Annotated in this window: 25 protein-coding genes; 15 read left to right on the top strand and 10 right to left on the bottom strand. The window is 45.2% G+C overall.

Annotated elements, in window-relative coordinates:
* Positions 1-16 precede the first annotated feature (16 nt).
* Positions 17-523, bottom strand: a complete 507-nt coding sequence (locus E0Z06_RS12845; protein ID WP_132585345.1) for an ACT domain-containing protein — start codon at positions 521-523, stop codon at positions 17-19.
* Between the two features lie 306 nt (positions 524-829).
* On the opposite strand from E0Z06_RS12845, the gene phoU reads away from it, so the two are divergent.
* From phoU to E0Z06_RS12790, 11 genes are all read left to right on the top strand, one after another.
* Positions 830-1540 carry a phosphate signaling complex protein PhoU gene (gene phoU, locus E0Z06_RS12840; RefSeq protein ID WP_132585342.1) on the top strand — a complete coding sequence of 237 codons (711 nt, stop codon included), beginning with the start codon at positions 830-832 and terminating at the stop codon, positions 1538-1540.
* 152 nt (positions 1541-1692) lie between these two features.
* Entirely contained in the window at positions 1693-2370 is a 678-nt protein-coding gene (locus E0Z06_RS12835) for a TIGR00153 family protein (RefSeq protein WP_132585339.1), read from the top strand.
* An 18-nt stretch (positions 2371-2388) separates the two neighbouring features.
* Entirely contained in the window at positions 2389-3657 is a 1269-nt protein-coding gene (locus E0Z06_RS12830; protein ID WP_132585336.1) for an inorganic phosphate transporter, read from the top strand.
* 154 nt (positions 3658-3811) lie between these two features.
* The gene (locus E0Z06_RS12825; protein ID WP_132585333.1) at positions 3812-4726 is read left to right on the top strand and encodes a hydrogen peroxide-inducible genes activator; all 915 of its coding nucleotides are present in this window, start codon (positions 3812-3814) and stop codon (positions 4724-4726) included.
* A gap of 67 nt (positions 4727-4793) precedes the next feature.
* Positions 4794-5819: a tRNA preQ1(34) S-adenosylmethionine ribosyltransferase-isomerase QueA gene (gene queA, locus E0Z06_RS12820; protein WP_132585330.1), complete on the top strand. Its 1026-nt coding sequence runs from the start codon at positions 4794-4796 to the stop codon at positions 5817-5819.
* A gap of 145 nt (positions 5820-5964) precedes the next feature.
* Positions 5965-7116, top strand: coding sequence for a tRNA guanosine(34) transglycosylase Tgt (gene tgt / locus E0Z06_RS12815; RefSeq protein WP_132585327.1), 1152 nt, complete (start codon positions 5965-5967; stop codon positions 7114-7116).
* A gap of 10 nt (positions 7117-7126) precedes the next feature.
* Positions 7127-7468, top strand: coding sequence for a preprotein translocase subunit YajC (yajC, locus tag E0Z06_RS12810; protein WP_132585324.1), 342 nt, complete (start codon positions 7127-7129; stop codon positions 7466-7468).
* Between the two features lie 22 nt (positions 7469-7490).
* The gene (gene secD, locus E0Z06_RS12805; protein WP_132585321.1) at positions 7491-9344 is read left to right on the top strand and encodes a protein translocase subunit SecD; all 1854 of its coding nucleotides are present in this window, start codon (positions 7491-7493) and stop codon (positions 9342-9344) included.
* Positions 9345-9354: 10 nt separating this feature from the next.
* Positions 9355-10302, top strand: a complete 948-nt coding sequence (gene secF, locus E0Z06_RS12800) for a protein translocase subunit SecF (protein ID WP_132585318.1) — start codon at positions 9355-9357, stop codon at positions 10300-10302.
* Positions 10303-10382: 80 nt separating this feature from the next.
* A complete protein-coding gene (locus tag E0Z06_RS12795) occupies positions 10383-10763 on the top strand; it encodes a rhodanese-like domain-containing protein (protein WP_132585315.1) in 381 nt (126 codons plus the stop codon).
* A 9-nt stretch (positions 10764-10772) separates the two neighbouring features.
* Positions 10773-11642 (top strand): TraB/GumN family protein, encoded by an 870-nt coding sequence (locus E0Z06_RS12790; protein WP_132585312.1) that lies wholly within the window; start codon positions 10773-10775, stop codon positions 11640-11642.
* A 39-nt stretch (positions 11643-11681) separates the two neighbouring features.
* Here the strand turns inward: E0Z06_RS12790 and suhB are convergent, their stop codons facing one another.
* Positions 11682-12485 (bottom strand): inositol-1-monophosphatase, encoded by an 804-nt coding sequence (gene suhB, locus E0Z06_RS12785; RefSeq protein WP_132585309.1) that lies wholly within the window; start codon positions 12483-12485, stop codon positions 11682-11684.
* Between the two features lie 266 nt (positions 12486-12751).
* Between suhB and E0Z06_RS12780 the strand changes: the two genes are divergently transcribed.
* The 3 genes from E0Z06_RS12780 to E0Z06_RS12770 all read left to right on the top strand — a co-directional run bounded on the left by E0Z06_RS12780 (position 12752) and on the right by E0Z06_RS12770 (position 16159).
* On the top strand, positions 12752-13483 hold the full coding sequence (locus E0Z06_RS12780) for a complement resistance protein TraT (protein ID WP_132585306.1): 732 nt from the start codon (positions 12752-12754) through the stop codon (positions 13481-13483).
* A 1-nt stretch (position 13484) separates the two neighbouring features.
* Positions 13485-14300 carry a complement resistance protein TraT gene (gene traT / locus E0Z06_RS12775; protein WP_132585303.1) on the top strand — a complete coding sequence of 272 codons (816 nt, stop codon included), beginning with the start codon at positions 13485-13487 and terminating at the stop codon, positions 14298-14300.
* Positions 14301-14419: 119 nt separating this feature from the next.
* Positions 14420-16159 (top strand): potassium/proton antiporter, encoded by a 1740-nt coding sequence (locus E0Z06_RS12770; protein WP_132585300.1) that lies wholly within the window; start codon positions 14420-14422, stop codon positions 16157-16159.
* A 61-nt stretch (positions 16160-16220) separates the two neighbouring features.
* Here the strand turns inward: E0Z06_RS12770 and E0Z06_RS12765 are convergent, their stop codons facing one another.
* The 8 genes from E0Z06_RS12765 to E0Z06_RS12730 form a co-directional block, all read right to left on the bottom strand.
* Positions 16221-16964: a ferredoxin--NADP reductase gene (locus E0Z06_RS12765; protein WP_132585297.1), complete on the bottom strand. Its 744-nt coding sequence runs from the start codon at positions 16962-16964 to the stop codon at positions 16221-16223.
* 201 nt (positions 16965-17165) lie between these two features.
* On the bottom strand, positions 17166-18749 hold the full coding sequence (gene purH / locus E0Z06_RS12760; protein ID WP_207903087.1) for a bifunctional phosphoribosylaminoimidazolecarboxamide formyltransferase/IMP cyclohydrolase: 1584 nt from the start codon (positions 18747-18749) through the stop codon (positions 17166-17168).
* Positions 18750-18817: 68 nt separating this feature from the next.
* On the bottom strand, positions 18818-19108 hold the full coding sequence (fis, locus tag E0Z06_RS12755; RefSeq protein ID WP_132585291.1) for a DNA-binding transcriptional regulator Fis: 291 nt from the start codon (positions 19106-19108) through the stop codon (positions 18818-18820).
* A 17-nt stretch (positions 19109-19125) separates the two neighbouring features.
* Positions 19126-20097, bottom strand: a complete 972-nt coding sequence (gene dusB / locus E0Z06_RS12750) for a tRNA dihydrouridine synthase DusB (RefSeq protein WP_132585288.1) — start codon at positions 20095-20097, stop codon at positions 19126-19128.
* Between the two features lie 276 nt (positions 20098-20373).
* The gene (locus tag E0Z06_RS12745) at positions 20374-21270 is read right to left on the bottom strand and encodes a phosphoribulokinase (protein ID WP_132585285.1); all 897 of its coding nucleotides are present in this window, start codon (positions 21268-21270) and stop codon (positions 20374-20376) included.
* A 131-nt stretch (positions 21271-21401) separates the two neighbouring features.
* The gene (locus E0Z06_RS12740; protein ID WP_132585282.1) at positions 21402-23171 is read right to left on the bottom strand and encodes an ExeM/NucH family extracellular endonuclease; all 1770 of its coding nucleotides are present in this window, start codon (positions 23169-23171) and stop codon (positions 21402-21404) included.
* A 150-nt stretch (positions 23172-23321) separates the two neighbouring features.
* Positions 23322-24608, bottom strand: coding sequence for a phosphoribosylamine--glycine ligase (purD, locus tag E0Z06_RS12735; protein WP_132585279.1), 1287 nt, complete (start codon positions 24606-24608; stop codon positions 23322-23324).
* Between the two features lie 26 nt (positions 24609-24634).
* Positions 24635-25459, bottom strand: a complete 825-nt coding sequence (locus E0Z06_RS12730) for a class I SAM-dependent methyltransferase (protein WP_132585276.1) — start codon at positions 25457-25459, stop codon at positions 24635-24637.
* 160 nt (positions 25460-25619) lie between these two features.
* Between E0Z06_RS12730 and trmJ the strand changes: the two genes are divergently transcribed.
* Complete coding sequence (gene trmJ / locus E0Z06_RS12725; protein WP_132585273.1) at positions 25620-26360, top strand: tRNA (cytosine(32)/uridine(32)-2'-O)-methyltransferase TrmJ; 741 nt, start codon at positions 25620-25622, stop codon at positions 26358-26360.

Raw genomic sequence — 26360 nt, 5'->3', positions numbered from 1 at the left:
CGGCTGCGGCATGAATTTAGGCTTCGGTTTCAATATCAACTACGATGTCGGTAGCAATAGCCTCGAGCGCTCTCACCACTTCGTCGCGGCTAATACCAGCAGATAACTCAACGGTGGCAATAGCATTAAATAGTGGTACGCCCCAGTTTGGTGCACTTTGCTTGCTGCTCTCAAAGTGAATAATGTTGCTGCCTTTGTGTTTAAGCACTGACGACAATTCTCGCACTATGCCGGGGCGGTCGTTACCAGTAATAACAAATTGCAGTTGCTGCTCTGTACGTAAGGTACTGGCAACACCTTGCTGAATTTTAATATCTAGCTCGCTAATTTGTTCTAACGCAGCAGTTAACGCCGGTAAGTCTTGTTCAGCAACTTCAACTTGTAAAATACCTGCAAAATAACCCGCTAAATGGCTTAAGTTGCTCGCCATCCAGTTGCCATTATGTGTGCTAACAACCGTGGCCAGCTTCTCGACTAACCCTGCTTTATCTTTACCAATTAATGTCAGTACTAACTGCTTCATTCGATATTGTCCTATCATACGTGAAGAAATATTACAGCGTCAGCGCGTAACCGCAATGTAGCTAAAGTTTAATTCGCTCAGAGTGTAGCCGTAGACTTAAAATTTTCAAATGTATCACCAATAATATAGGCAAATTTATTGGCTTAGCCATAATTTCTGTATGAATAGTTGCAGCAATTAAGGTTGCCGCATATGACATTTTAGTTATGTTGCTGCCTGATATGGTATCAGCATGCTATTTTTGCCTATACTACGCCGGTAAAAATTGTTGGGCGATAAGGCTCAATCGCTTTACTGGAGAGCACAGTGGATAAGCTAAGCTTAAATAAACATATTTCTAGCTCTTTTAATGAAGAGATCGCCGAAATACGCAGTCATGTGATGGCAATGGGTGGCTTACTAGAGCAGCAGTTAAACAATGCATTAAAGGCGATTATTAACGCCGATGCCCAGTTAGCAAAAGCGGTTATCGATACCGACTTAAAGGTAAACGATTGGCAGCTGCAAATTGATAAAGAATGCACCAGTATTATTGTTAAGCGTCAACCTGCTGCCAGTGATTTACGCTTAGTGCTTGCCATAATGAAAGCCATTACTGATTTGGAACGTATTGGCGATGAAACGCGTCGTATTGCGCGGGCGGCATTAGAGTCCTTTAATAGCGAACAACAAGAGTTATTGCTTAATCTCGATAATTTAGGTCGTCATGTCGGCCAAATGTTGCATGATGTACTAGACGCGTTTGCGCGAATGGATGTTGAAACCGCGTTATTAGTGCACAAGGAAGACAAAAAAATTGACCGTGAATATGAAGTTATCACCCGTCAGTTAATGACCTATATGGCAGAGGAACCACACTCCATTCCTAAAGTTATGAATGTACTCTGGTCGGCGCGCTCAATAGAGCGTATTGGTGATCGCTGCAAAAATTTGGCGGAATATATTATTTTTTTCGTTAAGGGCAAAGTGGTGCGCCATAGCAGCGCAGAGCAGCTTGAGCAAGAAATACGCATTTGATTTTTATTGTGTTTTACTGGTTTAGGCTATGCCTTAAATTGGCCTAGACTTAGAACATTTTCATACTGCATTCATTTTCCATTTTTATTGCGCTTTGAATGTCGTTACAATGCGCGCCGACGACAGTCAAAATTAACTTACGAGGCCAGGCTATGCCAGCTAGTACTTTTTTATCCATGTTTGCCAAGTCACCTATTAAGCCGATAGAAGAACATATTCGCAAGGTGCATGAGGCAAGTGAATTGCTGTTACCTTTCTTTGATGCTGTGTATCAGCAAGATTGGCAGCTCGCGGCGGATGTACGCAAAAAAATCGTAATGTTGGAAAAGGAAGCCGACATATTAAAGCGGGAAATTCGAGTGAATTTACCACGTGGTCTGTTTCTGCCGGTTGAGCGAACCGATATTTTAGAATTGGTGTCGCAGCAAGATAAAATTGCGAACAAAACGAAGGATATATCAGGTAGGGTACTTGGCCGAGAGCTACTAATCCCTGTCAGTTTACAAGAAGGCTTTAAGTTATATTTACAGCGTTGTATCGATGCTACTACGCTGGCATGTGAAGTGATTAACGAGTTAGAAGAATTGCTACAAACCGGTTTTCGTGGTCGTGAAGTTGACCTGGTTATCAAGATGGTTGAGCGATTAGATAGAATTGAAGCTGATACCGACGCAATGCAAATTAAGTTGCGTAGAGATTTGCGTGTGACAGAGCAAGAACTTAATCCAATAGATGTGATGTTTTTATATCGTACTTTGGAATGGGTTGGCGACTTAGCTGATGTTGCACTTAAAGTGGGTTCTCGTCTCGAAATTATGTTAGCTCGTTAATTTTAAAAGGTTTTTCTGATGGATATTATACAATCATACGGTTTAATCCTGGTGATTATTGCCGCGGTGTTTGGTTTCTTTATGGCTTATGGCGTTGGTGCCAATGACGTTGCCAATGCCATGGGTACTTCAGTTGGTTCTAAAGCACTAACAATTAAACAAGCTATTGTTATAGCTGCCATTTTTGAGTTTGCTGGTGCATATTTAGCTGGCGGTTCTGTTACTTCAACTATTCGTGGCGGTATTACCGACGCCGCATTCTTTGTCGATGCACCAGAGTTAATGGCTTATGGCATGATTGCCTCATTATTGGCTGCTGCGACTTGGTTAATTGCCGCGTCTTACTTTGGTTGGCCGGTATCAACTACCCATTCTATTGTCGGTGCTATTATCGGTTTTGCGGCAGTAGGTGTTGGCGTAGACGCCGTACATTGGGGCAAAGTAGGCGGCATAGTTGGTAGCTGGATCATCACGCCATTACTGGCGGGTGTGCTGGCGTACATGTTTTTTATGAGTGCGCAGCGACTTATTTTTGATACCGATAACCCGTTAGCGAATGCGAAAAAATATGTGCCGTTTTATATGGGTTTTGCTGCCTTTGTTATGTCGTTAGTGACAGTACAAAAAGGCTTAAAGCATGTTGGCTTGCATCTAAGCACTATGAATGGCTATGTTATTGCGTTAGCGATAGCCGCAGTGGTAGGAATAATAGGTAAAGTGGTTATTTCGCGCTTGAAGTTTGACCCTGCAGCAGATAGAAAAACCCAGTTTAGTAATGTTGAACGTATTTTTGGCGTGTTAATGATTACTACCGCCTGTTGTATGGCATTTGCGCACGGTTCAAATGACGTTGCTAATGCTATCGGCCCTTTAGCTGCAGTAGTAAGTGTAGTTAGCTCTGGTGGCGAAATTTCTAGTACCGCTAGTTTAGCATGGTGGATCTTACCGTTAGGCGCAGTCGGTATTGTGCTGGGTTTGGCAACGCTAGGTGCACGAGTCATTAAAACCGTAGGTACGGCGATAACACATTTAACGCCAAGCCGTGGTTTTGCCGCTGAGTTATCTGCAGCATCTACAGTAGTTATTGCTTCAGGTACGGGTTTACCTATCTCAACTACGCAAACCTTGGTCGGTGCAGTATTAGGAGTGGGTTTAGCTCGCGGTATTGCAGCCCTCAATTTAGGCGTGGTGCGCAATATCTTTATCTCTTGGATTATTACCCTGCCAGTTGGCGCGGGGTTAGCCATCGTATTTTTCTTTATTTTAAGAGCCATATTTAGCGTGTAATTTCGCTAAATATGCAAAAGCCCTCAACGTAGAGGGCTTTTTTATTGGCGTTAATAAAACGATAACAGCTAATACGGTTGCAGCTTGGAGCTATCAGGCGTAAAGTTTAAACACTTATATCAATTATAAAGTATTTTTTTAATCGGAATTAATAATGAAGCGTTTGCCAAGTATTAAACAATTGCAGTATTTGCTGGCGTTGCACGAATATCAACACTTTGGTCGAGCAGCAGACGCCTGTTATATCGGCCAATCTACACTTAGCGCTGCTATTGCCAATTTAGAAGAAACTATGGCGGTGCAGCTGTTAGAGCGTGATCACAAATCTTTTATTTTTACGCCGCTAGGCGAGGATATTGTGCGCCAGGCGCGTTATATTATTGAGCAGTGCGAAGAGTTAACCGACTTTGCCAAAAGCCAAGGTAAGCCGATGGCCGGACCGTTTCGTTTGGGTTGTATACCTACTATCGCGCCTTTTGTGTTAAGCGAAGTAATGGCGTTATGTCGCGAGCGTTACCCCGATTTACAATTGCTACTGCGTGAAGACACCTCAGACAACTCGTTGCATGCACTGGGCGAAGGTAGACTAGATATGGTATTACTGGCGTTGCCTTATGAAACCGGTACCTTTCATGCAGAAGTGTTAGCGCAAGACGGATTTAAGCTAGTATTGCATCAAGACTGGCTAGACCGTGGTTTTAGCAATGACATTAATCAATGGCCTGATGAAAGTATATTTTTATTAGAGCGCGAACATTGTTTAACTAATCATGCTGTTAAAGCTTGTGAGTTGGAGGATAGCCGTAAGGTAAACCCGTTTTTTGCTACTAGCCTACATACGCTGATCCAGATGGTAAATAACAAGCTAGGCGTTACTTTTATGCCGCAAATGGCGATTAATAGCGGTGTACTTGACGGTACTGAATTAATTGCGCAACAACCGGGTGCAGGTAATGCGTATCGTGATATTGGTGTTGCTTGGCGACCTACGTCAAGCAAGGCGCGGAGTTATCGCATTATGGCTGATTTAATTACCGAAGTGTTATTGAACAAATGCCAATCCGCCTAAGCTTCTGCTAAAATACGGCTGTTTTTTTATAGCCGCGCCCTCTGGTCGGTAAAGCCAAGGAATTAAAATGCACGTTAAAGACTTCTCATTCGAGCTGCCAGAGCAGCTTATTGCCCGTTTTCCCAAAGCGGAGCGTTCATCTAGCCGCTTACTGGTGATGAATAAACACAATGGCGAGCTGCAACATCATATTTTTAAAGATCTTGCCGATCAACTGCAAGCGGGTGATCTGTTAGTCTTTAATAATACTAAAGTTATTCCTGCACGTTTATTTGGCCAAAAATTATCCGGCGGCAAAGTTGAAGTGCTAGTAGAGCGCATGTTAGATAACAAGCGGTTTTTAGCCCATGTTCGCGCCAGTAAAGCGCCTAAAGCTGGCGCCATATTATTGTTAGAAAATTCAGCCGAAGTACGGATGAACCAACGGCACGAAGAATTATTTGAATTAGAAGTGCTAAGTGACGAACCCGTGCTCACTATGCTTGAACGCTTAGGGCATATGCCATTGCCACCGTACATTGACCGACCAGACAACGACGAAGATAAAGCGCGTTACCAAACGGTGTATAACGCAAAGCCTGGCGCGGTTGCTGCGCCAACAGCGGGGTTGCATTTTGACCAGCCGTTGCTAGATAAACTCAGCGCAAAAGGCGTTGAGTTTGCTTATGTTACGCTACATGTTGGCGCGGGTACGTTTCAACCGGTGCGGGTAGATAACGTGCTAGAGCATAAGATGCATGCCGAATATATTGAGGTGTCGCAGCAAGTAGTAGATGCAGTAGCTGCCTGTAAAGCGCGTGGTAATCGAGTGATAGCGGTAGGTACCACATCGGTACGCTCACTAGAGTCTGCCGTACAGCAGGGTAATGGCACCCTTGTGGCCTATAATGGCGATACACAAATTTTTATTTATCCCGGCTACCGCTTTAAAGTGGTTGATGCTTTAGTCACCAATTTTCATTTGCCAGAATCAACGTTAATTATGTTGGTATCGGCGTTTAGCCGCCGTGAATATGTGATGCAGGCCTATAAAACCGCGATTGCTGAGCAGTACCGCTTTTATTCGTATGGCGATGCCATGTTTATTAGCTAATAAGTCGACGCGCTTATCACTAACGTGGTGGCAATCTGCAGTTGGCTAAGTAAGGTTAACGAGTTCAGTTTAGTTTCTGGCAGTTTAGCTGTTATAATCGCGACGCAAAAAAGCCGGACTGTTTTTCTGGCATAAAAGGATAACGATGAAATTTGAATTAGATACCACCGATGGCAAAGCCCGCCGCGGCAGACTGATCTTTGAACGTGGTGTAGTAGAAACGCCAGCATTCATGCCTGTAGGCACGTACGGCACGGTAAAAGGCATGACACCGGAAGAGCTAGATGCTACTGGTGCACAAATTTGTTTAGGCAATACCTTTCACTTAATGTTGCGTCCCGGCACCGAAATTATAAAAAAACACGGTGACTTGCATAATTTCATGCACTGGCAAAAACCTATTTTAACTGACTCGGGTGGTTTTCAGGTATTTAGCTTGGGTGAACTGCGTAAAATTACGGAAGAAGGTGTTAAGTTTCGTTCACCGCTTAATGGCGAGCGCATTATGTTAACGCCGGAACGCTCAATGGAAGTGCAGCGCGATCTGGGCTCTGACATTGTGATGATTTTTGACGAATGCACGCCGTATCCTGCTACCGAACAGCAAGCAAAAAAATCGATGGAATTGTCATTACGTTGGGCCAAACGCAGTAAAGATGCACATGGTGATAACCCAGCTGCGCTATTTGGTATAATTCAAGGCGGTATGTACCCAAACCTGCGTGATGTATCATTAAATGGTTTAGAAGAGATTGGCTTTGACGGTTATGCCATTGGCGGCTTATCAGTAGGCGAGCCAAAAGCGGACATGATTAATATTCTGAACCATACCACTGATAAAATGCCTACGCATAAACCACGTTATTTAATGGGCGTGGGTAAGCCGGAAGATATCGTTGAAGCGGTGCGCCGTGGTATCGATATGTTTGACTGTGTAATGCCAACCCGTAATGCGCGCAATGGGCATTTATTTGTTAGCGATGGCGTGATAAAAATTCGCAACGCGAAATACAAAGATGACATTGGGCCTTTAGATGCCGAGTGTGATTGTTACACCTGTAAAAATTACTCTCGAGCTTACTTGCACCATCTCGATCGTTGTAATGAAATACAAGGTGCACGTTTAAATACCATGCATAACTTGCATCATTATCAGAAACTAATGCAAGGATTGCGCAGCGCTATAGCCGCTGGTACTTTGGTGCAGTTTGTTGAACAGTTTTATACTAAGCGTGGCTTGCCGATACCGGCACTTGACGCTGTAGATAGCAAAAATAACAATATTAATCACAATTAAGGGAACATTTATGAGCTTATTTATTAGTAATGCATACGCGCAGGCGACTCCGGCAGCACCGGCGGCAGGTGGCGGCTTTGATCTAATTATTATGTTAGCGGCTTTCGGTTTGATTTTTTACTTTTTAATTTACCGCCCGCAAGCTAAGCGTGTTAAAGACCACCGCAATTTAATGTCGGCACTGGGTAAGGGTGACGAGGTTTTAACGCAGGGTGGTTTAGTTGGCCGTATTAGTAAAATTTCTGAAGACAAAGATTATGTTGTTGTTGCGTTAAACGATAGCACTGAAGTCACGGTGCAAAAAGCTGCCATCAGCGCGGTGTTACCAAAGGGTACACTGAAGTCACTGTAAGCCAGATTTTAAGGATAAACAGGTGTTAAATCAAAACCCCGTTTGGCGCTACTTTTTAGTTGTTGGCATATTATTGCTAGCATTCGTGTATGCATTACCAAACTTATACCCAGAAGATCCCGCGCTAAATATTAGCGCTACCCGTGGTGGCACAGTTGCCGAAGATGTGCGCTCTGAATTAGAGCAAGCGTTTGCCGCTGCTGGTATTGCTGCAAAATCTGTCGAGTTAGAGAATGGCCAAGTATTAGCCCGCTTTAACAGCACAGAAGAACAGCTGCAAGCCCGTGAAATTGCCACTCAGTTGCTAGGTAGCGGCTACATTAATGCATTAAATCTTGCGCCTGCTACGCCAGATTGGCTAAACAGCATTGGCGCCTCGCCAATGAAATTAGGCTTAGACTTACGCGGCGGTGTGCACTTTTTAATGGCCGTTGATATGAAAGCGGCATTAGACAAAAACCTAAATGATATGGCGCAAACATTTCGGCTAGATTTACAAGCCGAAAAAATTCGCTATCGCAGTACCAAGGTTGATTTAGACCGAGGACAGGTGCAGTTAACCTTACGTAATGTGGAAGACGTGGCATTGGCTGAAGCTGCCCTGAAAAAGCGTGACCGCGAATTAGTGTTTGCACCGGGCAACGATGAGCTTACTGTATTTGTCACTATTAGTGAGATTCGTCTAAAAGAAATTCGTGAATATGCACTTGAGCAAAATATTACTATTATTCGTAATCGGGTAAATGAAATTGGTGTTGCTGAGCCATTAGTGCAGCGCCAAGGTTCTGACCGCATTGTAGTGCAGCTGCCAGGTGTGCAAGATACCGCGCAAGCCAAAGAAATATTGGGCGCTACGGCATCGTTAGAGTTTCGTTTAGTAGATGAAGACGGTGATATAGGCGCAGCGTTAGACGGCCGTGTGCCACCAGGTGCAGAACTTTACTATACCCGTGATGGACGCCCGGTGTTGTTAGAAAAACGCGTTATGCTAACCGGCGAACATATTACCGGCGCAAGCTCTGCGTATGATGAATACAGTCGGCCGCAAGTGAGCATTAAACTGGACGCTAAAGGCGGTAGTTTATTATCTACGGCAACCAAAGATGCAATAGGCCGGCGCATGGCATCGGTGTTTATTGAATATAAACCTGGTACCGAAATCGCTGCCGATGGTACGCCGGTGCTGATTAAACAGCAGGAAGTGATTAACGACGCGACTATTCAAGCGCGTTTAGGTCGTGATTTCCGTATTACCGGTATTAGTTCACCCGGTGAAGCGCAAAACTTAGCAACCTTACTGCGTGCTGGTGCACTTATCGCACCTATTCAGATTATTGAAGAGCGCACCATTGGCCCAAGCTTGGGTAAAGAAAATATCGAGCTGGGTGTTAAAGCTATTCAATGGGGTATGGTTGCCGTACTGATCTTTATGGTTATTTACTATAAAGCCTTCGGTATGATTGCCAACATCGCCTTGGTCGCTAACTTAGTGCTAATTGTTGGTGTTATGTCCATGATCCCAGGTGCAACACTGACCTTACCGGGTATGGCTGGTATTGTACTAACCGTAGGTATGGCCGTGGATGCTAACGTACTAATATTTGAGCGTATTCGTGAAGAAATGACCGAAGGCCGTTCCGTGCAACAAGCTATTCATCATGGTTATGACCGTGCCTTTGCTACTATTGCTGACTCAAATATCACCACCTTATTAGTTGCGCTTATTTTGTTTGGCGTTGGCACTGGCCCAATTAAAGGCTTTGCCGTAACACTGGCAATAGGTATTTTAACGTCGATATTTACCGCCGTTGTGGGTACTCGCTTATTGGTTAATTTATTCTGGGGTGGCCGCCGCGTGCAGTCACTGCCAATATAAGGAGTACGGCATGCAAGTGTTTAATTTTACTCAGCCACTCAATTTTATGCGTTATAAATGGGTAGCAATAATACTGTCGGCCATTCTAGTTTTAGGTTCGTTTGTGTCTATTGCTACTAAGGGCATTAACTGGGGTTTAGATTTTACTGGCGGTACGGTTATTGAGGTTGGCTTCGCTAAACCTGCAGACTTACCGGCAGTGCGCCAAACCTTAACTGATGTCGGCTATGGCGATGCGGTAGTGCAGTTATTTGGCACCAGCCGTGACGTGCTTATTCGCATACCGCTGCGCACAGATGTTGATCAATCAACATTGGGTGACAGCGTTATTAAAGCGCTGAACTCAATGCAAGCTGATGCGGTAACTATGCGTCGTATCGAGTTTGTTGGGCCAAGTGTTGGTGAAGAGCTAAAACAAGATGGCGGCCTAGCCATGTTAGTGGCGCTAATAGGTATTTTGCTTTACGTGAGCATGCGCTTTGAGTGGCGTTTGTCTATCGGTGCAGTGTTATCACTGTTCCATGACGTAATCATAACCATGGGGCTGTTTTCTATACTGCAGCTTGAATTTGATCTAACGGTGTTAGCAGCAATATTGGCGTTAATAGGCTACTCGATAAACGACACTATAGTGGTATTTGACCGTATTCGTGAAAGCTTCCGTAAGCTTCGCGATACCTCGGTATCAGAGACGATTAATGATGCTATTACCTCTACGTTAAACCGTACTGTTATTACCTCGTTAACAACGGTGCTAGTGTTAGTGGTACTGTTTTATATGGGCGGCGCGTTAATTCACGGTTTTGCTACCGCATTGCTGTTTGGTATCGTTATTGGTACTTACTCGTCTATTTATGTTGCCAGCGCAATTGCAGAAACTTTAGGCATTAGCCGTGAAGATATGCTGCCACCGCCGCCGGTAGAGAAAGAAGGCGAAAATACTGACGCGTTAATGTAATTTGTCGCTAAAGATGCTAAAAATGCCAGTTCGATACTGGCATTTTTTATGGCGTAATTCAAACGCATAAGGATACAGCAATGAGCAAACAACATGCAGCAGGCTTTGTTGCCTTGGTTGAACAGGCTAGGGCGCAGATTAAAGAAATTAGTATTTCCGAGTTACTCGAGCATAATCAGCCTTATGTATTATTAGATATTCGCGAAGATCACGAATGGGCTAACGGACATTTACCCGAAGCTATGCACTTAGGTAAAGGCATTATTGAGCGTGATATTGAACAAACCGTTGCCGATACAAAGCAGAAAATAGTGCTGTATTGTGGTGGCGGTTATCGCTCCGCACTGTCAGCGCACACATTACAACAAATGGGTTATAGCAATGTGTATAGTCTAATTGGCGGCTATCGTGAATGGTGTGAACGTAAATTACCGCTGGATGTACCAACCGCACAACAATAAGGAGCGTGCATGTTAAGGTTTAAACAATGGCTTGGTGTAGCTTCGACAGTATTTTGTGTTGCATCGGCGCAAGCCGAAACCTCGGTGTGGCAGCTAACTAACGGCGAACAGCATTTATACATTGCCGGTACGGTGCACTTATTACCGCCAGAGCAATTTCCACTGCCAGATGAATTTGCTACTGCCTATCAAGCTGCAGCGGTTTTGGCGTTTGAAACGGATATACGAGAGTTAGAAACCGCAGAGGGTATGCAATTACTGATGCAGCATGCACGTTATCAAGATGGTCGCAGTTTAAATAATGTGCTGTCGGCTGCAACCTATCAACAACTTGCACAGTTTGCTAAAAGCCAAGGCGTTGATCTTGCACCGTTAAATAGCTTTAAACCAGATTTTGTTATGCTGACATTAATGCAAGTAGCGTTGCAAAAAGCCGGTATGGCCGGCGAAGGTGTTGACAGTCATTTTTTACAACGGGCAATCGCTGATGCCAAGCCATTACTGTTTTTAGAAACCGTAGAGCAGCAATTAAGCATGCTACTGAATATTTCTGATACTAATGAAAACGTATTTGTGCAGCAAAACTTAGAGCAACTATCTGAGCTCGAAGCGCAGCTAACCGAGATCATTAGTGCGTGGCGTGCCGGTAACATTGCCTCACTAAGTAAGTTAGCTATGGCGTTCACTGATACGCCACAAGGCCAGCAGTTTTACGATATCTTGTTAGTGCAGCGTAATAAAAGTTGGTTGCCACAAATAGAAAAAATGCTGGCTACACCCGAAGTGGAATTGGTATTGGTGGGTGCACTACATTTAGCGGGAGAAAATAATTTGCTGCAACTATTACAACAGAAAGGGTACAAGCTAACACAGCTATAGTTAGGTTATAGCTGTGTTATATCGGATATAGATGAGCAATTAGCGCGATAGCGTTTCGGTCAAATGTGGCCGAATACCTTTTAACATAGCCGCTAACACTTTTGGTGGTGCGGCTACAATGTTGCCACTACGTAATTGGTTATTACCACCAACAAAGTCGCAAACTAAACCACCGGCTTCACGCACAATTAACTCGCCAGCAGCGATATCCCAAGGTTTTAAACCAATTTCAAAGAAGCCATCAAAACGGCCTGCAGCGACATAGGCTAAATCTAATGCGGCTGAACCCGTACGACGCACATCAGCAGCTTCAGCTAATAAGCTAGCTAGCATTGCGCTATGAGCCGGTAAATGGGTTTTGTTTTTAAACGGAAAACCTGTGGCTATTATCGTGCCGCTCATGTCAGCTAGGTTGTTTACACGAATACGTGTACCGTTTAGCTGTGCGCCACGACCACGTGATGCAGTAAATAGCTCACCACGCAGAGGATCAAAGATCACTGCTTGGTCTAATTTACCTTGGTGTTTTAGTGCGATAGACACCGCGAAATGCGGAATGCCTTTAATAAAGTTTGCGGTGCCGTCCAATGGGTCAATGATCCATTGGAACTCACTGTCGTTGTTACCGTAATCGCCATGCTCTTCTCCAACAATACCGTGGGTAGGAAAAGACTTTTGTAACACCTGAACAATAGCTTGTTCAGCTTCTTTATCCACGTTGGTAACAAAGTCATTCGTACCTTTTTGGAATTTTTGAACCATATCAAGCTGGCCACAGGCACGAGCGATCACGTTACCCGCGCTACGAGCAGCGCGAACCGCGATGTTTAACATCGGATGCATAGCAATTACCTTATTTTAAAAAGAGCAGTATAAATTTCGTTCAAAACAGCGGCGCATATTGTAACGGCTAAGCGCAAAATGTAAAGGTAAAACGTATAGCACTATATATTTCACTGCGTTAATTGAGTCAGTGCAAACCTCAGCGTATGCATTATGCTCGTACGTATAGTTTCTGCACAAATATTCAGATACGATTCAGCTATAATCGCTAAAGATAACAAAATTTTTATTAGAAATTAAAATACTATCTCAGTTAAGGAGCAATAATGAAAACCCTATTAATGTCTGCGGTAGTCATGACGACATTAAGCCTAGCCGGTTGTGGCGCCTTACATACGGCGGTGGCTAAGCGGAATTTAGATGTACAAACCAAAATGAGTAGCTCAATATTTCTCGACCCAGTAGAACCGGAACAACGTAGTATTTTTGTTGATATACGTAATACCTCAGATAAACCAGAATTTGATTTAAAGCAGCAAGTGATTCAAAGTTTACAAGCTCGCGGTTATCGCGTTATTGATAGCCCAAAACAAGCGCATTACTGGTTACAAGCGAACATTTTACAAGTTGGTCGTAGCAATGCACGCGACACTAATTCAGCATTAGCAGCCGGCCCAGGTATTGCTGCTGGCGCTGTCAGTGGTTATGCCATTCACCGAGCTACTGGTGGTGCATCGGGCGGTGCTATGGTGGGCGCGGTTGTAGGCGGTGCAGTTGTTGGCACGGTGGTTGATGCCATGGTAGAAGATGTGTATTACAGCGTGATTACCGATATTCAAATTATGGAACGTTTTGATGGTGCGGTAAGAGAAAAATCTGAACACCAGTTAATTCAAGGCGATAGTGGCAGCACGACCTCAAGCTATAACCGCACTACGGACATGCGTAAATATCAAAGTCGGGTTGTTAGTTTTGCCAATCAAAGTAATTTAAAATGGCCGGACGCTGAGCCTGAATTAACACAGGGCATGGTACGGGCATTGGCTGGATTATTCTAAAATGCGCGTGGTTTTTTTATTGTTACTGGTGCAGGTATTAACCGCCTGCACCGCAGTGCATACGTCAGTTGCCAAGCGTCGGTTAGACGTGCAAACACGTATGAGCCAAACGGTATACTTAGACCCGGTTGAGCCAGAACAGCGTACTATTTATCTCGATATTAAAAATACCACCGCCGAATATACCTTACCGTTAGCTGACGACGTACGTGGCTTTATGTTGCAGCGTGGTTATTTGATTGTTGATTCACCGCTTAGCGCGCAATATTGGCTGCAAGTAAATGTACGCACTGTACTAAAAGAGCGCCCTGACATCGTATTGGCAGCCGAGTATGGTATGACCCCAGAAGAGACTCACGCGTTGTTGCAGCCGGGCATGGCACCACCACCGCGCGAAACCTCGCAGCAAAGTGATAACCGCTACAACCAAGGTGCAGCCGTATTTGTTGATACCTCGGTCGGTACAAATTTAGATGGTAAAGATATTGCCCGAGCCTTGGTGGTACTAGCGGCTTTTGCTGGAGCGGAATATATAGGTAATCAGTTAGTTAAAGACAAGTACTACACCATGCTTACTGATGTGCAAATAGCCGAACGTATATCGCCAGATTCAGAACAAAAAGTAAAAGAGTATACTGAACACCGGTTATTACAAGGCAGCAGCGGCGCTTTTACTCAGTTATGGCAGCGTGATACTGACATGCGTAAGTACCAGATTAAAGTCGTCAGTTTTGCTAATAAAGCTAACTTAGAGTGGAAAGACGCTGAGCTACCTTTGCATAACGGTTTACTCAGATCACTGGCCGGGATATTTTAACTGCTAAACTGGCTCTCATAATTAACTTGAAATTCAAGTAGTAAGCCCATATATACCTGCTATATTATTCCTATCTCTAACAAAAATCGGCTAGTCTTAGCTAAGAATGAGAACCCTGAATGTTTGTGATTGACCATATTATATTGTTGGCGGCGGTACTGATCTTATTTGGCATCATGTCGAGTAAGTTATCCGCTCGGTTAGGCTTGCCGGTGTTAGTGCTGTTTTTATTGGTGGGTATGCTAGCCGGTGAAGATGGCCCCGGCGGTATTGTTTTTGACAATGCTGGTGCGGCACATGCGTTGGGTACCTTAGCCTTAGCCATGATATTATTTGATGGTGGTTTACAAACACCCTTACGAGCCATTAAAAAAGTTTGGCGCCCCGCGGCAACCTTAGCCACTTTGGGCGTGCTTATTACCGCGGCAGTAACTGGAGTTGCCGCAGCTTACGTTTTGGATATTCCCTTATTAAATGGCTTATTGCTGGGTGCCATTGTTGGCTCTACGGATGCCGCGGCAGTGTTTGCACTATTGCGCAATGCGGGTATTAATTTAAATAAAAAGCTTAAAGCAACCTTAGAAATAGAAAGTGCGTCTAACGACCCTATGGCGATTTTTTTGACCGTGGGTATGTTAGAAATTTTAATGCACGATATGCAGCCTGGTACAGGCTTATTGCTAATGTTTTTATCGCAAATGGGTTTAGGTGCCATCGTAGGTCTGGCGGTGGGTTGGCTATCGGTTAAAATGATTAATAAAATTCAGTTGGTTGCTTCGGGTTTATATCCGGTAATGGTTGCAGCTTGCGGTTTATTGTCGTTTGGTATTGCGGCTAATATTGGCGGTAGTGGCTTTTTAGCAATTTTTATTACTGGTGTGGTAATAGGTAACAGCCGGTTTGTCTTTCAGCGTAGTACCTTTTTATTCCACGACGGTTTGGCTTGGTTAAGCCAAATAACCATGTTCGTGGTGCTAGGTTTATTAATTAACCCATCATCTTTATTAGATGTCTGGTTTGAAGGGTTAATTATTGCCTTAGTATTAATTTTTATTGCGCGGCCTTTGGCCGTGGTGCCGTTCTTAGCACTATTTGGCTTTAACCGTCGCGAGATCACTTTAGTCTCTTGGGTTGGTTTGCGCGGTTCTGTGCCAATTATTCTCGCGATATTTCCACTACTGTATGAGTTACCCGGCGCGGCGCTGATTTTTAACGTAGTATTTTTTGTCGTGTTAATTTCAGCCACGGTACAAGGCTCAACTTTGCCTTGGGCGGCTAGAAAACTAAAATTAACCATACCGCCGCCAGCTACGCCTGCCGCCACTTTAGAAATTACCGCCTTAGGTGAAGTTGACGCTGATATTGTTGAATATACCTTAGGAACAACATCGCGAGCGGTAGGACGTAGACTATCGCAAATGGCGCTCCCAGATAATACGGTAGTGGCCATGATTACTCGGAACAATACCGTGATCGCACCAAGAGGCTCAACGCTGTTGTGTGCAGATGATCATTTATTTATTGTGTTAAAACCCGGCACCCGTAGCTTTGTCGATTGCGTATTTTCTGCCACTATAGGTGATGATGAAAGCAATGAGTTACCGGCACGCGAGCTAACAATTAAAGGCAGTACTAGGGTTGCCGATTTAGAGCATTCTTATGGTATTAAATTAGCGGCCGACGATGATGATAGCTTAGAGCAAGTGCTAAAGAAAACTCTAACATCGGCACCAGAACTTGATGCGGTTGCTAACTTTACCGATATGCAATTATATGTCCGCGATATGGTAGGGCAACGCATTATTACTGTCGGCGTTTTATTGTTATCTGACGATGAGTACGATAATGCTGATACCTAGCAGAAGCTAGCGCCGTTTAAGCGCTAGCGTTACGTTACTTCCATTACTTCCATTACTTCCGCTACTTCCAATATTGCTCAACAGTAATATTGCCAGGTGCTCGGCGTAAATTTTTCTTCAGCCCCATCGTTTCCAATAGCGTTCTGGTTTCGGTAATCATTTGCGGATTACCACACAACATAATCTGTGACTGCTCGTCTAGTGTTTGAGCGCATGCATGTTGTAATTCATTAGTTTGTATTAGCTCAGGTATGCGCTTATCTAAAGCTCCAGAATGCGCTTCACGGGTAACTATTGGTTGATAATACAACTGGCCTGGGTATTGTCGCTGACAGTTGTGAATATACTCGCGATAGGCTAAATCAGCGACGGTGCGCACGGTATGCACTAACACTATATGTTTAAAGCGCTGCCATATGCCATGGGTGCCTAACATCGATAAATAGGGGCCTATGCCGGTGCCGCTAGAAATAAGCCATAAATTATTACCGTCTGGCACTTCGTCTAAAATGAAGAAGCCTGAAGCCGGTTGGCTTACCTCAATGTTGTCGCCCATTTTAAGCTGCTGTAACAGCGGGGATAGGTTGCCGTCTGCCACGGTGCTAACTAAAAACTCGAGCTCATTCTGGCCTGGGCTATTTACCAGCGAATAAGCACGCTGCACTCTGCCGCTAGGGGTATCTAGGGCTAAACGCACAAATTGACCTGCAATAAAGTCAAAGTGCGGCGCCTTTACTTTGAGGCTGAATAAATTGGCGTGCCAGTGATGATTATCTGTAACTGTGCAGCTAAGCCATTGCGCCATATTTAATTTCCTTTTTCTGCTAAGGCTAAAGCCTAGCAAAGCTGGCCTGATACTCAAGCTCTAACCCGTGTTAGTGGGTATAAGCATTATGAATAGCTAGCGTTAGTACTATATAAATACTATGAGGTGCGTTTGGTGTGTTTCAAGTGCTAAGGCAGAAAAAAGGCCGCAATGCGGCCTTTTAGCAATAACGCAATGAACTTAATGGCGAAAATGACGAATGCCAGTAAATACCATAGCCATATTGTGCTCGTCGGCTGCGGCAACAACTTCAGCGTCGCGCATTGAACCGCCGGGCTGAATAACGGCAGTAATGCCTGCAGCTGCAGCAGCGTCGATACCGTCGCGAAACGGAAAGAAGGCGTCAGAGGCCATAACTGAACCTTTAACCTCTAGCTGCTCGTCTGCGGCTTTAATTCCGGCTATTTTAGCACTGTATACGCGGCTCATCTGGCCAGCACCAACACCAATAGTCATGCTGTCTTTTACATAGACAATGGCATTGGACTTAACAAACTTAGCCACTTTCCAGCAAAACAGTAAGTCGGTTAACTCTTGTTCGGTGGGTTGGCGCTTGGTTACAACTTTTAAATCAGCAGCGGTAACGCTAGCTTGATCACGGTCTTGCAATAAGATGCCACCGTTAACCTGCTTAATGTCTACCGTTGGCGCGGCAGCACTAAATTCGCCACACACTAATAAGCGTACGTTTGGCTTAGTGCTAATCACGGCTACCGCAGCATCGGTGGCGCTAGGGGCAATAATTACTTCGACAAACTGCCGGTTAACAATCTCTTGCGCCGTGGTTTCGTCTAGCTCGCGGTTAAAGGCGATAATGCCACCAAACGCTGAGGTAGGGTCGGTTTGGTAGGCACGGTTATACGCGGCTAATATAGAATCGCCAATGGCGACACCACAAGGGTTCGCGTGTTTAACGATAACACAGGCAGGTTCAGCAAATTCTTTTACGCACTCAAGCGCAGCGTCGGTATCGGCAATGTTATTGTATGACAGTGCTTTGCCTTGTAACTGTTTAGCGGTAGACACTGAGGCTTCAGTTGCATTGTCTTGGACATAAAAAGCGGCGCTTTGGTGGCTATTTTCACCGTAGCGTAAGTCCTGCTTTTTCATAAACTGGCTGTTAAAGGTGCGAGGAAACTTATTGGCCGGATCTGTCGGTGCATCGTACGCCGGCAACATAGCGCCAAAGTAGTTAGCAATCATGCCGTCGTACTGGGCGGTGTGCTCAAATGCACTTATGGCTAAGCTAAAGCGAGTAGTGTGGCTAGTTGCACCACCGTTTGCTTGCATTTCAGCGATAACTGCACTGTAGTCTTTAGCGTTAACAATAATGGTGACATCTTTATGGTTTTTCGCAGCAGCACGTACCATAGTTGGACCACCAATATCGATATTTTCAATGGCATCTTCAAGGGTGCAACCCGCTTTAGCTACAGTGCTAGCAAACGGGTATAAGTTCACTACCACTAAGTCAATTGGGCCAATGCTATTGTCTGCCATTACTGCTTCGTCTATGCCACGACGGGCTAGTATGCCGCCATGTATTTTCGGGTGTAATGTTTTTACGCGGCCATCCATAATTTCTGGGTGTCCGGTATAGTCAGAAACTTCAATAACCTTAATACCTTGCTCAGCAAGTAATTTAGCAGTACCACCGGTAGACAGAATTTCTACCTGCTGCGCGGCCAAGGCGCGAGCAAATTCTACAATACCGGTTTTGTCAGACACACTTAGCAGTGCGCGGCGGATTGGTCTTCGTGTCATAATGCTTAAACTCTCATAAAAAAAGCACCCGAAGGTGCTTGATGGCGCGGGGTGGTCCCGCGCATTGGTTAACTCATGCCGTACTGTTTTAGCTTTTTACGCAGCGTACCACGGTTAATGCCCATCAGGTTGGCTGCGCGGGTTTGATTACCGCGAGTATATTTCATCACCTCTTCCAGTAACGGACGCTCTAATTCAGATAATACCAGTTCATATAAGTCGTCAACGTCCTGACCGTTTAATTGCTGCAGGTAATTTGCTACGGCTTTCTGTGCTGCATTGCTTAGCGCTTGCGGCTTTTCCTGCGTTTGTACGTGGGCGTTAGTAATAAATGGCGAAGTAACGTTCGAATTAAACATTGCTTTTCTCTTTTACGTTAGGTTGCTGCTAGTTGATAAAAATAGTCATTTAAGGCGTCAAGCTGCTGTTTAGCACACTCAATACCATTGAATTCACTACGAAACACACCGAGCGTATCGTGCTCGGCTAAATACCAGCCCACATGTTTGCGGGCAATGCGGTAACCGGCATGCTCACCATAAAGCTGGTGTAAACCCTGCACATGTTCCAGCATTATCTGACGCACTTCCGCGATTGCGGGTGGCGCCAGTTTGTCGCCAGTGGCCAAGTAGTGCACCACTTCACGGAAAATCCAAGGCCGACCTTGTGCCGCGCGACCAATCATGATGGCGTCGGCACCGGTGTAATCCAGCACCTGGCGCGCTTTTTCCGGTCCGGTAATATCGCCATTGGCAATAACCGGTATAGACACACTTTGTTTTATGGTGCGGATGGTGTCATATTCCGCTTCACCCTTGTACATGCAGGTACGAGTCCTGCCGTGTACAGCCAGTGCCTGTATGCCGTTGTCTTGCGCAATACGGGCGATCTGAATGCCATTTCTGTTGTCGGTATCCCAGCCGGTGCGAATTTTTAAAGTAACAGGTACTTTTACCGCATCGACCACAGCGCGCACGATCTGCTGCACTAAATCGGGATACTGCAATAGGGCTGAGCCCGCCAGTTTTTTATTCACTTTTTTTGCCGGACAACCCATGTTAATGTCAATAATATCGGCGCCGATATCGACATTGTACTGGGCTGCTTCAGCCATTTGTTGTGGATCCGCTCCAGCAATTTGCACTGAACGAATACCTGACTCCTGCCGGTGGCCCATGCGATTTTGTGATTTTTCGCTTTGCCATACCAGTGGGTTACTCGACAGCATTTCAGACACAGCCAAAGCTGCACCAAAACGCCGACAAAGCTCGCGAAAAGTATGATCGGTTACCCCAGCCATCGGGGCGCAAATTACCTTGTTCGCTAACTGATATGGACCTATGCGCACCACTGAATCCAAGGCTCTACCCTTAAGGGGCGCCAAGTTTACGGATTTTTGCCACTAAAGAAAAGGTTATTATTTAAACAAAAGTATAAATTTACTGGCCTTTGCCGTCTTGACATTCGCTAAACGGCTGAAAAATGGAGTTTTGTAAACTTAGGGCTGTGCTGCCATGCACACTGGTGCGAATAAAATTTATAGGTTGATGCTTTTATAACCAGTGTGATTGTTAGTAAATGAGGTGTTTTAGGCTCTCTTACTGTTAGTACTAATGTTGCTGAATTAGGTACCCAGCCAGTCAACTTGGCCTCGCGCTTGCCGACGTTTTATCATCAGTTCTTCTACCAATGGCGTTAAAATAAGCTCCATGGCTAAGCCCATTTTGCCACCTGGCACCACCAAGGTATTTACCCGCGACATAAACGAGCCGTTAATCATTTGCAGGTAATAAGGGAAATCGACATGCTTAATGCCGCGAAAGCGGATCACCACAAAGCTTTCATCCAATGAAGGAATGTCTTTAGCACTAAAGGGGTTAGAGGTATCTACCGTAGGCACGCGCTGAAAATTGATATGAGTGCGCGAAAACTGTGGCGTAATATGGTTTATATAATCATCCATACTGCGCACGATACTGGCTTGTACGGCTTCGCGAGAATGGCCGCGCTCTGAGGTGTCACGGATAATTTTCTGGATCCACTCTAGATTAACAATGGGCACCATGCCAATCAGTAAGTCAACATGCTGGGCAACATCGTGTTCGTCAGTTACTGCGCCACCGTGTAAGCCTTCATAAAACAATAGATCGGTATTAGGGCGCAAATCTTGCCATGGTGTAAAGGTGCCTGGGAGTTGGTTAAAGGGGACGGCGTCATCAAAGGTGTGTAAATAGTGACGAATTTTGCTACTGCCGGTTTCTGCATAGCTAGCGAAGAAGTTTTCTAATGCACCAAAGTCGTTAGCCTCTGCACCAAAGTAGCTAATATGGCGGCCTTGTTCTTTAGCTTTACGAATGGCGACTTCCATTTCTTGGCGGCTAAAGCGGTGAAAAGAATCGCCTTCAACAAAGGCTGCATCTATGTCTAGAGTGCGGAATATATGCTGAAAAGCATTGGTGGTAGTGGTGGTGCCCGCACCGGACGAACCGGTAATGGCAATAATCGGATTTTTATGAGACATAGACCCTTCCTGCTGCTTTAACTGAACCTTACCTTAAAGCAACAGGCAAACCGGGTGCAACTCTTTATTCGGTTAAGCAGGTATAACTAGCCAGTAAACAGTGCTAACTGCTTGCTGGCTATAAAGATATATTAAAACTCAAAGGTTGCGATTAGCGGGTCGTGATCTGACGAGCGATACGGGTTTGGTGCGTATAGCTGCTGTTGTTGGTCATTGCTTTTAAACTCAAGGTTGTAATCTAAGGCCGTAGGTTCATCAGCATTGATGGTCCAGTGTTGCAGTGTTTTTAACTGTTTTGCTAATTCAGGGCTGGCTAACGCATGATCTAACGAGCCACTGCGGCCGCGATACACAAATGAATATTGCTCGGTATCTTTGTTATGCAAATACTGCCAGTTTTCGTCGCGCAGCGCTTGTACTGGATCTTCCATACGATAGGCATTTAAATCACCAAGAATAATTTGTTTATTGGTTTTTACACCGGTCGGTTGTGTTTTTAACCAGTCGCTTAACGCTTGGGCTGACGTAGTGCGTAACGCATTCCAACAGCCTTGGCCATCGTGTTGGTCGGCATTTTTTGTGCTGCGATCTTTAGGGCAACTGCCTTTAGATTTAAAATGGTTAATGCTTACTGTAACCAGTTCATTACTTGCTAGATGGCGGAAACTTTGTGCCAGCGGCGGACGGCTGCCCCAGTCAAAAGGTTTATTAAATAGCATCGCCGCTTTGCCTTCAACGCCTACGGTAGCCGGGCGATACAGCAGTGCTACCTTAATAACGTCGTTACCTGGTTGCTCGCTAGTAATAATAAAACGGTAGGGTTTAGTGGCTACTTTATTCAGTGCAGTGGTTAAGCTAGCTAGTGCGCTTTTGGCGCCATAGCCATTGTTCTCTACTTCTAACAGGCCAATTACATCAGCATCTAACGCGGCCAGCGCGGTGACGGTTTTAGCTTGTTGACGCTCAAATTCAGCTAAGGTGTCGGCACCACGGCGGGTTGGAAAGCTAGGTGTTTGATCTGTGCCATTAAAAAAGTTTAATACGTTAAAGCTGGCGATACGTAGTGCTTTAGCCGGCTTTGCTGCAGGGTTTTCTGGCCGAGGGTTGCTGGCTATATAAACCGGAGTACGAGTGGGTACTACGCGGTAGCCTCGGTCATCTTGCACTACAACACCTTGCACATTCTGCACCGTGTCACCTACACGCAAAGTATTTTCCGCGGTTAAAGTCTTACCACCAAATTGCAGCGGATCAGGGTTTTGTTGATATAAACCATCGTCTACTACTACAGTATGTAATCGTTGTTGCTCTGTTAGTGCCGCGGCATTTTTCCCCGGTTGCATAATTTCAGTGGCAACCATTAAACGTTTATCGGCAAGGATAACTTCACCGTAGCGCCCCAGATCATAGGTATCGTTAACGGTAAGTGTTTGGCTAAACTGTATTAGCTCACCTTCTAACTTTTCCCATTCATTCATACTGGTTAGCGGTAGCTGCACCTCACGGGCGGTAACACTAAGTCCAGTATCACAAACCGTAATATCACTGATATCAATTAGGCTAGTCTGGCTATGTAACTCAGTAACTATGCCGCTAATTTGTAACAGCTGCCCCGGTTGGTATGCGGTGGCGGCGTTAGTATCGGCAATAAACAGGCTAGCAGAAGCTTGCGCATTACCTTGTTCAATAGCGCGCAGTGTTATGCCGGCCGCTTTACTACCTAAGTATATTTGCGCAGTAACTACGCCTCGGGTACTCAGTTGTTGGCCTTGCAAAGCGCTACTTTTAGCTGTGCCTTGAATCGTATAAATACTAGTAAAGTCGGCGTTACACTGCGCAAAAGTTGCACCAGAGAATATTGCCGTGCTTAGCAAAGAGAGTGAGACAAATGCGTTATTCATGATGCTGTGTTCTCGAGATAAAAAAGCAGTATAGGCTGAAAGGATTAAAGCACTGTGACAAGGTTGTTTCGCTAGTCACAGTTAGTTTTGCGACAAATGTAACTGTGGTAATAAGTTTGCCAGCAACGTTGGTATTACTGGCATTATTCATTATTTGTGTTCGCGCGCTATGGCACGGTAGCCAATGTCGGTGCGGCAAAACATGCCGTCCCAACTTACTTTATCAGCAAGTTGATAAGCGGCTTGTTGTGCTGCAGTAACATTTTCACCCAAAGCGGTGGCACAAAGTACACGCCCACCATTGGTAACGACAACACTGTTTTTTAACTCGGTGCCAGCATGAAACACTTTAGCATTAGCACTGTCTGCGTGGTCTAAGCCGTGAATAACCTTGCCTTTAGCATAGTCGTCAGGATAGCCACCCGCCGCCAATACAACGCCTACTGCGGCATGTCGGCTAAACTGAATCTGTTTATCCGCTAACTCTGCTTTGCAGGCGGCTAAGCATAACGCCACTAAATCAGACTCTAAACGCATCATGATAGGTTGAGTTTCTGGGTCGCCAAACCGGCAATTAAATTCAAGAACTTTAGCACTGCCATCGGGGGCGATCATTAAGCCAGCATATAAAAACCCTGTAAATACAATGCCTTCTTCCGCCATACCATTTACCGTAGGGTAAATAACCTGTTGCATTACCCAGTCATGAACAGTTGGCGTAACAACTGGCGCGGGTGAATAGGCACCCATGCCGCCGGTATTTGGGCCTTTATCGCCGTTATCTCTGGCTTTATGATCTTGCGATGAGGCAAAAGGCAGTGCTGTTTTGCCATCAACCATGACAATAAACGATGCCTCTTCACCAGTTAAAAACTCTTCTACGACTACTCGGCTGCCGGCGTCGCCAAACTTATTGCCAGATAGCATGTCGTCAATGGCTGCAAAAGCTTCGGCTTCAGTATTGGCAATAATTACGCCTTTACCTGCGGCTAAACCATCGGCTTTAATTACAATAGGTAAACCCAGCCGCTGCACAAAGGCTTTAGCTGGCGCGGTTTCGGTAAAGGTTTGGTAAGCAGCGGTTGGGATGTTATGCCGAGCAAGAAAATCTTTGGCAAAAGCTTTTGAGCTTTCTAATTGCGCAGCGGCTTTGGTTGGGCCAAAAATGGCTAACCCTGCAGCGCGAAATACATCGACTATGCCTTTAGCTAATGGGGCTTCTGGGCCAACGATGGTTAAATCGATAGCTTCTTGCTGAGCAAAGGCTAACAGTGCAGAAATATCATCAGCTGCAATGGCTACATTTTTTAGGTTGGGTTCACGTGCTGTACCCGCATTACCTGGCGCGACAAATACTTGGGTTACCAAAGGAGATTGCGCCGCTTTCCATGCTAACGCATGCTCGCGGCCGCCGCCGCCGATTACCAATACTTTCATTTAACTTCCCGTCTTTTATTTAACAATTATTTAGCTACAGGCTTGCGAAACTTTAGGGTCATTCTATCGCTTTCACCAATAGCGAGGTACTTTTCTTTGTCTTGCTCTTTTAATTGCAAGGTTGGTGGCAAGGTCCATACACCGCCGGTATAGTCGGCCTTATCATTGGCGTTAGCATTAATTTCGCTACTAGCTTCAAATATAAAGCCCGCTTGTTCGGCCAAAGAAATAGCCAGTTGCTGTGGAAAATAGCCGGTTTTTATCCAGTCGCCCGTCATTTTATCAGCGGGTAAACGATGTTCTACTACGCCAAGTACGCCACCTGGTTTTAGGGTTTTATAAAAGTCCTTAAAAATAGCGACCATGCCATCGTCACCGCCATTGCTATACCAGTTATGCAAATTGCGGAAGGTTAATACCACGTCGGCGCTGCCTTCTGGAGCAATGTTGCTATGGTTGTTTGGCGCAAATTCGGTTAATTGCACGCGGTTATAAGCCGGATCGCTAGCTAACTTTTCCACAAAGGCCGCTCGGCCACGCTTGTAGTAATCAGAGGTAGTTGCTGCCGGAAAGTGTGCGGCGTAGTAAGTACCGCTTACGGCCAGCAATGGCGCTAAAATTTCGCTATACCAGCCAGCACCAGGTGAAATTTCTACCACAGTGCTAGTGGGTGTTATGCCGAAAAAGGTAAGTGTTTCAATAGGGTGGCGATATTGGTCACGGCTAATGCTGCTGGCGCTGCGCGTTGAATGTTTAACGGCTTGTTGTAAATCGTCGGCATAATTATTCGCCATCGCTAATGGCGTTAACAGTAAGGCAGATAATACGGTGGCAAGTTTTATAGTTTTCATTGTCGTAAATCCCTGTCGTAAATGAGGCGTTAGTGTAGCAACAAAAAGTGGAAAATGCAGGCAGATAAATCGTCTTCATTAGATGGCCAGACTGCTATTTTCTCATCAACAATTGCATTCTGCTGTGTTAGAATACCTACCCTTTTATGCGGGAAACCTTATGTTAGATCAAATCCGTATCATTCTTGTAGGTACAACCCATACCGGTAATATAGGTTCAGTCGCGCGCGCCATGAAAACGATGGGCTTGTCGCAGTTATGCTTAGTCGCGCCCAAAGAGCTACCAGATGGCCAAGCCTATGCACTTTCCGCTGGGGCCAGTGACATTTTGGCCAATGCCAAAGTATATGACACGCTGCAAGCGGCCATTACCGATTGTGGCTTAGTGGTTGGCAGTAGTGCGAGATCGAGAACCCTAAGCTGGCCAATGCTAGAGCCGCGTGACTGTGCAGAATTAGCAGTAAAAGAAGCGCTAACACATCCGGTTGCCATTGTATTTGGCCGCGAAAGTAGCGGTTTAAGTAACGAAGAGCTGCAGCTGTGTAATTATCATGTGTGCATACCGGCAAACCCAGAATATAGCTCGTTAAATTTGGCAATGGCGGTGCAGATAGTGTGCTATGAGCTACGCATGGCCTTTTTACCAAGCCAGCAACAGCCTGTTGTTGAAGATGATGTCGCCTATCCAACGAGTGAGCAAATGCAGAGTTTTTATCAGCATTTAGAAACCACCTTAAATGACACCGGCTTTATTATTAAGCAGCATCCAGGTGTAGTAATGACAAAACTAAAACGTTTGTTTACGCGAGCCCGGCCTGAAGAGCCGGAATACAATATATTACGCGGCATACTAACGTCGGTGCAGCGTTTTGGTCGCAATACACCAAATAGCAAGGAGTAG

The sequence above is a fragment of the Rheinheimera sp. D18 genome, assembly GCF_004345025.1.
Classification (GTDB): Bacteria; Pseudomonadota; Gammaproteobacteria; order Enterobacterales; family Alteromonadaceae; genus Alishewanella; species Alishewanella metallidurans.
The sequence above is the reverse complement of the archived record's forward strand: the minus strand, read 5'-3'. Positions and strand labels throughout refer to the sequence as shown.

Coding starts and splice junctions, on each gene's coding strand:
- E0Z06_RS12845 (WP_132585345.1), bottom strand. CDS start 523: ATGAAGCAGTTAGTACTGACATTAATTGGTAAAGATAAAGCAGGGTTA.
- E0Z06_RS12835 (WP_132585339.1), top strand. CDS start 1,693: ATGCCAGCTAGTACTTTTTTATCCATGTTTGCCAAGTCACCTATTAAG.
- E0Z06_RS12830 (WP_132585336.1), top strand. CDS start 2,389: ATGGATATTATACAATCATACGGTTTAATCCTGGTGATTATTGCCGCG.
- E0Z06_RS12825 (WP_132585333.1), top strand. CDS start 3,812: ATGAAGCGTTTGCCAAGTATTAAACAATTGCAGTATTTGCTGGCGTTG.
- queA (WP_132585330.1), top strand. CDS start 4,794: ATGCACGTTAAAGACTTCTCATTCGAGCTGCCAGAGCAGCTTATTGCC.
- tgt (WP_132585327.1), top strand. CDS start 5,965: ATGAAATTTGAATTAGATACCACCGATGGCAAAGCCCGCCGCGGCAGA.
- yajC (WP_132585324.1), top strand. CDS start 7,127: ATGAGCTTATTTATTAGTAATGCATACGCGCAGGCGACTCCGGCAGCA.
- secF (WP_132585318.1), top strand. CDS start 9,355: ATGCAAGTGTTTAATTTTACTCAGCCACTCAATTTTATGCGTTATAAA.
- E0Z06_RS12795 (WP_132585315.1), top strand. CDS start 10,383: ATGAGCAAACAACATGCAGCAGGCTTTGTTGCCTTGGTTGAACAGGCT.
- E0Z06_RS12790 (WP_132585312.1), top strand. CDS start 10,773: ATGTTAAGGTTTAAACAATGGCTTGGTGTAGCTTCGACAGTATTTTGT.
- suhB (WP_132585309.1), bottom strand. CDS start 12,485: ATGCATCCGATGTTAAACATCGCGGTTCGCGCTGCTCGTAGCGCGGGT.
- E0Z06_RS12780 (WP_132585306.1), top strand. CDS start 12,752: ATGAAAACCCTATTAATGTCTGCGGTAGTCATGACGACATTAAGCCTA.
- traT (WP_132585303.1), top strand. CDS start 13,485: ATGCGCGTGGTTTTTTTATTGTTACTGGTGCAGGTATTAACCGCCTGC.
- E0Z06_RS12770 (WP_132585300.1), top strand. CDS start 14,420: ATGTTTGTGATTGACCATATTATATTGTTGGCGGCGGTACTGATCTTA.
- E0Z06_RS12765 (WP_132585297.1), bottom strand. CDS start 16,964: ATGGCGCAATGGCTTAGCTGCACAGTTACAGATAATCATCACTGGCAC.
- purH (WP_207903087.1), bottom strand. CDS start 18,749: ATGACACGAAGACCAATCCGCCGCGCACTGCTAAGTGTGTCTGACAAA.
- fis (WP_132585291.1), bottom strand. CDS start 19,108: ATGTTTAATTCGAACGTTACTTCGCCATTTATTACTAACGCCCACGTA.
- E0Z06_RS12745 (WP_132585285.1), bottom strand. CDS start 21,270: ATGTCTCATAAAAATCCGATTATTGCCATTACCGGTTCGTCCGGTGCG.
- E0Z06_RS12740 (WP_132585282.1), bottom strand. CDS start 23,171: ATGAATAACGCATTTGTCTCACTCTCTTTGCTAAGCACGGCAATATTC.
- purD (WP_132585279.1), bottom strand. CDS start 24,608: ATGAAAGTATTGGTAATCGGCGGCGGCGGCCGCGAGCATGCGTTAGCA.
- E0Z06_RS12730 (WP_132585276.1), bottom strand. CDS start 25,459: ATGAAAACTATAAAACTTGCCACCGTATTATCTGCCTTACTGTTAACG.
- trmJ (WP_132585273.1), top strand. CDS start 25,620: ATGTTAGATCAAATCCGTATCATTCTTGTAGGTACAACCCATACCGGT.